Annotated in this window: 5 protein-coding genes and 3 tRNA genes; 6 read left to right on the forward strand and 2 right to left on the reverse strand. The window is 28.7% G+C overall.

Annotation, left to right across the window (positions count from 1 at the left end; genetic code table 11):
- Positions 1-24: 24 nt before the first annotated feature.
- From U9O55_02275 to U9O55_02300, 6 genes are all read left to right on the forward strand, one after another.
- Positions 25-99: transfer RNA gene (locus tag U9O55_02275), tRNA-Gly, on the forward strand.
- A gap of 39 nt (positions 100-138) precedes the next feature.
- Positions 139-211, forward strand: a tRNA-Ala gene (locus tag U9O55_02280).
- 170 nt (positions 212-381) lie between these two features.
- Entirely contained in the window at positions 382-963 is a 582-nt protein-coding gene (locus tag U9O55_02285) for a hypothetical protein (protein MEA2088643.1), read from the forward strand.
- Between the two features lie 119 nt (positions 964-1,082).
- Positions 1,083-1,154: transfer RNA gene (locus tag U9O55_02290), tRNA-Cys, on the forward strand.
- A gap of 20 nt (positions 1,155-1,174) precedes the next feature.
- Positions 1,175-1,762: a CDP-alcohol phosphatidyltransferase family protein gene (locus U9O55_02295; GenBank protein ID MEA2088644.1), complete on the forward strand. Its 588-nt coding sequence runs from the start codon at positions 1,175-1,177 to the stop codon at positions 1,760-1,762.
- Between the two features lie 3 nt (positions 1,763-1,765).
- Positions 1,766-4,234: a lamin tail domain-containing protein gene (locus U9O55_02300; GenBank protein MEA2088645.1), complete on the forward strand. Its 2,469-nt coding sequence runs from the start codon at positions 1,766-1,768 to the stop codon at positions 4,232-4,234.
- Positions 4,235-4,242: 8 nt separating this feature from the next.
- Here the strand turns inward: U9O55_02300 and U9O55_02305 are convergent, their stop codons facing one another.
- Both U9O55_02305 and U9O55_02310 read right to left on the reverse strand, forming a co-directional pair.
- Complete coding sequence (locus tag U9O55_02305) at positions 4,243-5,817, reverse strand: hypothetical protein (GenBank protein ID MEA2088646.1); 1,575 nt, start codon at positions 5,815-5,817, stop codon at positions 4,243-4,245.
- Between the two features lie 150 nt (positions 5,818-5,967).
- Positions 5,968-7,206, reverse strand: coding sequence for a U32 family peptidase (locus U9O55_02310; GenBank protein ID MEA2088647.1), 1,239 nt, complete (start codon positions 7,204-7,206; stop codon positions 5,968-5,970).
- Positions 7,207-7,496 lie beyond the last annotated feature (290 nt).

Below are 7,496 nucleotides of genomic sequence, written 5' to 3' on the forward strand. Positions count from 1 at the left end.
AATTAATCATTAAAAATTGACTTCGCGGGTATCGTATAGTGGCTATTACATTACCTTGCCAAGGTAGAAACACGGGTTCAATTCCCGTTACCCGCTCCAATCTAAAAGCTAAGGAAGCTAAAAGCTATAAGTTAATACGGGCCAGTAGCTCATCTGGTAGAGCGCCTCGTTTGCACCGAGGAGGTGGCGGGTTCAAGTCCTGTCTGGTCCACATTATGAATAAAGTTTACATATATTTATGATTAAAAATATTTTTTTGTCCAAAATATATTAAAACTAATAAAAATCATTGACAAATCAATGTAAATATGTTATACTGGCAAAATATATAAGACCCCTTTTAAACAAGGGGGTTTTTATTTTAAGAAATAAATAAATTATATGTTTTTAAGCCTTTTTTCTAATAAACTAAGTAAAAAAGAAGCAAAACAAAATAAAGAAAAAATAGAAGAAAATTTATCAAAAACAGCTCGTTTTATTATTTTGCTGTTGTTTGTTTTAAATTTTTCCTTTCCTCAGTTTTCTTTGGCAAATCCGATTAAACAAGAAGAAATAAAAAAAGAAGAGAAAAAGCCAATTGTTGTGATTCTCAAAAGTAATTATCAGACAAAAATAAAAAAACCTTTTATACAAGAAATCAAAATCGTGAAAAAAATCCCGGAAGTAAGTTATTCTAAATATATCACAGTAACCGCGTATTCCAGCACAGTTGACCAATGCGACAGCACACCGTTTATCACAGCTAACGGAACAAGGGTTTATGACGGAATTATAGCGGCAAATTTTTTAAGATTTGGAACAAAAGTGCGTTTTCCAGAGTATTCAGGAAATAAAATTTACACGGTTGAAGACAGAATGCACCAAAGATTTTCAAACAGGGCTGATATTTGGATGACTACGAGAACTCAAGCGATAAATTTCGGAGCTAAACGATTAAAAATGGAAGTGCTGAAAAAAAATTAACAATTACATAAATAACAAATAAAAAAAGCATTTTTAAAAACGCTTTTTTTATTTTTATAATATATGCTAAATATACTGGCTTGCAAATTTTTTCTTGATAGCTATAATAAAACATAATTGGTCTGGTAGCCAAGCGGTAAGGCAAGGGTCTGCAAAACCCTTATGCGCGGGTTCGAATCCCGCCCAGACCTCATTTTATTTTATATTTCTTATGGAACAAGCAATTAAAAATCCAAATATTAAACTTTATCCGATAGATAAAATTCTGCAAGTGACTCTGTTAAAAATAATTCCGAATTTTTTAACGCCAAACCATTTTACAGTGCTTCGCTTGCTGTTAACTCCGATAATTATTTTGTTTATTTTAAAAGAAAAAATTATTCTTAGCTTAATTCTTTTTTTGTTAGCCGCGCTTACTGACGCCATAGACGGAGCAATGGCGCGAACGCGAAATCAAATCACGGAATGGGGCAAAATATATGATCCAATAGCTGATAAATTGCTCATCGGCGCGACAGCATTTCTTTTAATCAGCAAATATTTAAACTTATACTTTGCTCTGTTTATTATTTTAATAGAAATTTTATTGGTCGCGAACGGAGCGCGGCGCAAATCTAATGGAAATATTATTGAAGCAAATATTTGGGGTAAAATAAAAATGATTATTCAAACTTTTGGAATAGCGCTTATTTTTCTTTTTATGATATTTAATATTCATTTTTTAATTATCGCAAGCTGGGCAATTTTAATTATTGCCTGCTTTTTTTCCATAATCAGTTTATTTACATATAGTTTATAAATTATGTTTAAAACCGTTTTATCCATAATATTAGGAGGAACGGCTTTTTTTATTTGCGCGCAAAGTTCTTTTGCCGCGAGTCAATTAGATATAAGCGTTATTGAAATCGCTACTTTTGAAAAAAGCGGTTATGAATGGATAAAAATCCACAATAATTCAAACAGTGATATAGATTTAGAAGCATGGAAATTTGTTGAAGGTTTTTCAGATTCAAAACCCGAAGGCGTAAAACATTCAATTAAAGAACATAACAACGGCTATATTATTTCTCCGCAATCATCAGCAATAATTTGTCAGACTCCTGAAAAATTTTTAGAAATATATAAAGATTATTCAGGAATGATTATTGACAGTTCTTGGTCATCGCTAAAAGAAGCTGGTGAAAGAATACAGCTGTTAGACGCTGACAAAAATATTATAGAAGATTTTACTTATTTAAAATGTTCTAATGCTGTTTTAAAAAGAAAAATTTTTGATTCACCTGATTATACTTCTAATAATTGGTATGAAGAAAGCGGCGCGGATAGTAAAACTGAAGAAGAAAATAAAAGCCAAAATTCATCATCAGAAAATAATAACCAAACTTCAAGTGATAAAAAAACTTCTATAAAAAGTATAATAATTATAAACGAGCTTTTTCCAAATCCTGAAAATACTGATAGCCAAAATGAATTTATTGAACTAAAAAATATTGGCAAAAAAACTATAAGTCTGAATAACTGGAAAATAAATGACAACAGCAAAAGAACCTATACAATAAACAATAATGATTTTTCAAGTTTGTTAATAAGACCAAATCAATTTTTTGTAATTTACAGAAAAACAAGCAAAATAGCGCTTAATAATTTTGGAGGAGATAAAATAAAATTATACGATTTAAATGGAAATTTAGCAGATGAAATTTCGTATAAAGAAAAAGCAAATGAAAATCAAAGTTATTCCCGCAATGAGAAAAACGAATGGCTTTGGACGGATGATTTTACGCCTGGTAAAAAAAATATTGTTGGAGAAAAAAATGAAAAACCAATCATTGCCATAGATGCTATTAAGGAAGCAATCGTTGGAGAACAAATAATATTTGACGCTTCTGATTCTTATGATATAGACGGCGATGATCTGTTTTTTATTTGGAATTTTAAAGATGGCGGGTCAAGCACATTGCCTTCTCCTGTTTATGCTTATCAAAATAGCGGAAAATATAAAATTAAGCTGTCAGTATTTGACAGCAGAGACGCTTTTACTGAAAAATCTTTTTACGTAAATATCAACCCTGAAACATCAGATAATAATTATTCAAATAAAACAGAAAATAATGAATGTTCTGAAATCATAATATCTGAAATTTTTCCAAACCCAAAAGGAAAAGACGACAATGAATTTATTGAACTTTTTAATCCAACCGCGAAACCTGTTGATTTAAGCGATTGGATATTAGACGATAATAGCAAAAGCAGCGGCTGGACAATTCCTGAGCAAACAATAATTAAAGAAAAAGAATTTTTATGTTTTTATAAACAAGACACGCATATTTCTTTAAATAATAATTATGATTCTGTTTTTTTAATAAATCCGCGAGAAGAAATTATCGCTGAAATATCTTATGAGCAAACAATAGAAAACCAAACTTACGCTTTTGATCCTGTTGATGAAAATTGGTATTGGACGCCGTCTATTACTCCAAACTCGAAAAATGAATTTATTGAATTTTACGATTCTTATGAATATAATTCTATTTTACCTGCCACAAACAACAATCTCAAAAATGGAATTAAAAAAGTTAGTATAGAAGAAATACAAAATTGCCAGCTTAAAAGTTTGATTCAAACAACTGGCATAGTCGCTGTCGAACCAGGAATTCTTGGAAAACAGATATTTTATCTTGATGGAATTCAGGTGTATAAATATGACAAGGATTTTCCTGAATTAAAATCAGGAGATGAAATAACATTAACAGGCGAATTAACAAAATCAAGAGAAGAATTGCGAATAAAAATCAAAAACAAAAAAGATATTATTGTTATCGAAGATAAAAAAAATGCCGAAGCATTAGAAATAAATATTGAAGAAATCGAGGAGCAATTTATGGGGCGTTTGGTGTTAGTAAGCGGTGAAATTATGGAACAAAAAAGTAACAGTTTATGGATTGACGACAATACGGAAGAAATAAAAATTTACATTAACAAATACACTGGCATTGAATTAGAAAAAGAAATTATTGGACGAGAAGCTGAAATCATTGGAATTGTAAGTAAGACAACAAGCGGTTTGCGTCTTTTGCCTCGCTACCAATCTGATATAAAATTAGGAAAAATTTTAGGCAAAATAGCAAGCGCGCAAGAAATTGATTTTACAAATAATGAACAATCTAATTTTTTTATTGAAAAAAAATATTATAAATATATTTTCGTAACCATTGCTGGGTTTTTGATTATTATCGGGAATTTAATTTGGAGGAAGAGAAAAAAAATATAAAACAATTTTTATTCTATTTCATAAATTTCAGCTTCTTCATCTTGATAAACCAAAACAAAACGATTATCTAGCATTAAATTATGTTTTAACGCTAAATGATTTTTATCAAAAAAAACAAATTTCGCGTTAAAATCATATTTTATTTTTTTATATAAATCATAGCTGTCTTCTCCTGTTGTAATTCGCGCGTATTCATCATAAAGCTGTTTATCATATTTATACATAAAAGTCGGATCCAAACCTAATATATAATAATTATGGTTGTTATAATAAAATAGAGAAGGAAAATCATCCCAATCAGCGTGAAAAATTATATCTTTTTTAAAAGAATATTTTTGTAAATACTCTGCTGAATTTTTATAAAGCGTTAAATTTGAACCAAAAGAAAGTTCTTGTTTTGTTCTTTTAACTTCTTTGAAAGTGACAACGCTAAAAACAAAAATCAAAAAAATAGCTGAACAATAAAACGCTATTTTTTTATTTTTATAAAATTTACTAAACAAAAAACAAATATCGCGGACAAAATTATCTTTTAAAGAAAAAGTAATTATAAAAGCTGACGTAAAAACTAAAAAAGGAATTAAATATTCAACATACCGCCTTGATTTTAAAGTTAGCGCTAAAAAAAAGAAACTCAATATTAAAAGCGAAACGCTTTTTGCGTTCTGATTTTTTATTGAAATTAAAAATAAAAATAAGGCGATTAAAAAAATAAAAAAAACAATTAACGAACTCTGCGCCAACTCAAAAAACGGATAAGCATACCATTCTCCTCCAACATTTATTTTATCCTGATAATTTATCAGCCCTATCTGAATAATCTGCTGATAATAAAAATAAAAATTTTTATAAAAATAAGGATTTAAAACAAGCCCTAAAATTATTCCTGATAGACAAATAATAATTAATTTAAAATCTATTTTTTGTTTTTGCTTATATAAATGCAGAAAATCCAATCTACTGCAAAATTTTCTAAAAACAGATTCGCGCTGAATTTTTTTATTTAAAAATTGCGAAAAGACAAAAACAAACGCTAACACAAGCATCAGCGGCCATCCGCCATAAGCCCAGACATAAAAATAACTTAATACAAATAATAATAAATATTTTTTGTTAAAAATAAAAAAAATCCCTAAAAACAAAAAAATCAATGATAAAGAATTTGCTTTAATCAATGATATGCGAAAAATAAACGGGGAGCTGGTTATTAAAATTATTGTCCAAAATAACGGAATTTTTATTTTCTCTTTTTTTAATAGCCAATAAAAAAGAAAAATAAAAACTGAATTTATCAAAGCTTGCAAACATTTTATTCCAATTAGATGGTCAGAAAATAACAGAGATGGAATTAAAATCAGATGATATAAAAAATGCTGATCAATATAGCCGTCTTTCAAAGTTGTAAATTGCAAATAAGGAAAATCCTGAACAATTCCTTGTTTGCTTATCATTTCAGTCATTTTGGCATGATAAAATCCATCAGGGTCGGGAAGCACAGGAGCTGATTGCAAAAAAAGAAAAAACAGAAAAGCAAAAAAGAAAATTAAAAAATAATCCATTTTGTATTTTAAAATTTTTTCCATAAAATTATCAAATTATCATCCTAAACTTCTTGCCTACCGGCAGGCGGGGATTCAGGATCTGCAAATTTATAAAATAGATTCCGTGTCCCCGCAATAAGCGGGACAGGCAAGCACTGGATAACAAATTAAAAGCACGGAATGATAATCTGATTATTTTTTTATTTTTTTTCTTACTACCGACATTTTTTCAATCCTGTTTTTTGCTTCTAAAATAACAATTTTATTTTGTCCTCCGTGAGCTTCTTTTATCTCGTTTAAATCTTCATCATACATTTTTTTTACTTTTAATTTTATTGTTTTGGATTTTGGCTGAATAATTTCCAAGCTGTCATTTAAAAAAATAACATTATGAACTTTCAAATAAACTTTATTTTTTATTGATTTCACGACTTCTCCAACAAATTGATAATTTGTTATTTTGTGCGACTCTTTATAATTTTGTTTCGCGTTTTCTTTTCCAAATAAAAAACCAGTTATATAATCTCTGTGAGTTAAAGTTTGCAATTGTTTGAATAATTTATTTAATTCTTTTTTTCTTTCAGAATTTTTTGATTTCAGACGCAGAGCTTGTGAATAAATTTTTAAAACAAAAGAAACATAAAAAACGCTTTTATTTCTGCCTTCAATTTTGAATGAACTAATGCCTGCTTTTTTCAGATCATCAAGATATTTTATCAAACAAATATCTTTTGAATTTAAAATATAACTTCCGTATTCATCTTCTTCTAATTTTAAAAAATTGCCCTTTCTTTTTTCCTCTTCTATATAAAAATTATAATTCCAGCGACATGGCTGGACACAATCACCCAAATTAGCGCTTCGTCCTAAAAAATAAGAGCTTAAAAGACATCTGCCAGAGTAACTCATACACATGGCTCCATGAACAAAATATTCTAATTCTAATTCAGGAACTTTTTTATGTATCTCTGCGATTTCTCGCAATGAAAGCTCGCGCGCTAAAATTATTTTTTTTACGCCTTGCTTTTGCCAAAATTTAGCGCTTTCCGCGTTAGTGCAATTTGCTTGCGTGCTAAGGCCAATGGGAATTTTAGGGCAATATTTTTTCGCTAAAACAATAATCCCTGGATCAGAAATAGTTATTCCATCCGGCTTCCAAATATTTATTTTTCTTAAAAATTTAATTATCGGTTCTAAGTGGCGGTTATGAGCGAAAATATTAACCGTGACATAAACCTTTTTGTTTTTTTCGCGCGCGTATTCAATAATGCTTTTCACTTCGTTTTCTGAAAATTTATTTACTCCCGAACGCAAAGAAAATTCAGGAACGCCAAGATAAACCGCGTCCGCGCCAAATTCTAAAGCGTATTTTGCTTTTTCAAAACTGCCTGCCGGCGCGATTAGTTCTAATTTTTTTTTATTTTTTAACATAATAAAAATAATTTTTAAACAAAATCTTTTTTAAAATTATATCATCCAAATAAATTTCTACAAGCAAAAAAAATGCTATTCGCGAAATTATAACGCTGATTTAACATTGAACATTTTAAAATAACAACCGAATTTTTATTGACTTTTAAGCTATTTTTGGTATTCTACAATCAATAATCTAAAAAATTTAATTTTTTGGATTAGAATAATAGAATAAAAGTACGTTTATAAATTTATAATAAATAAAAAATATGGCAAATAAAAAAAATAAATCAATTATTCTTTTTGAA

Source organism: Patescibacteria group bacterium (genome assembly GCA_034660655.1).
Classification (GTDB): Bacteria; Patescibacteriota; Patescibacteriia; order JAACEG01; family JAACEG01; genus JAACEG01.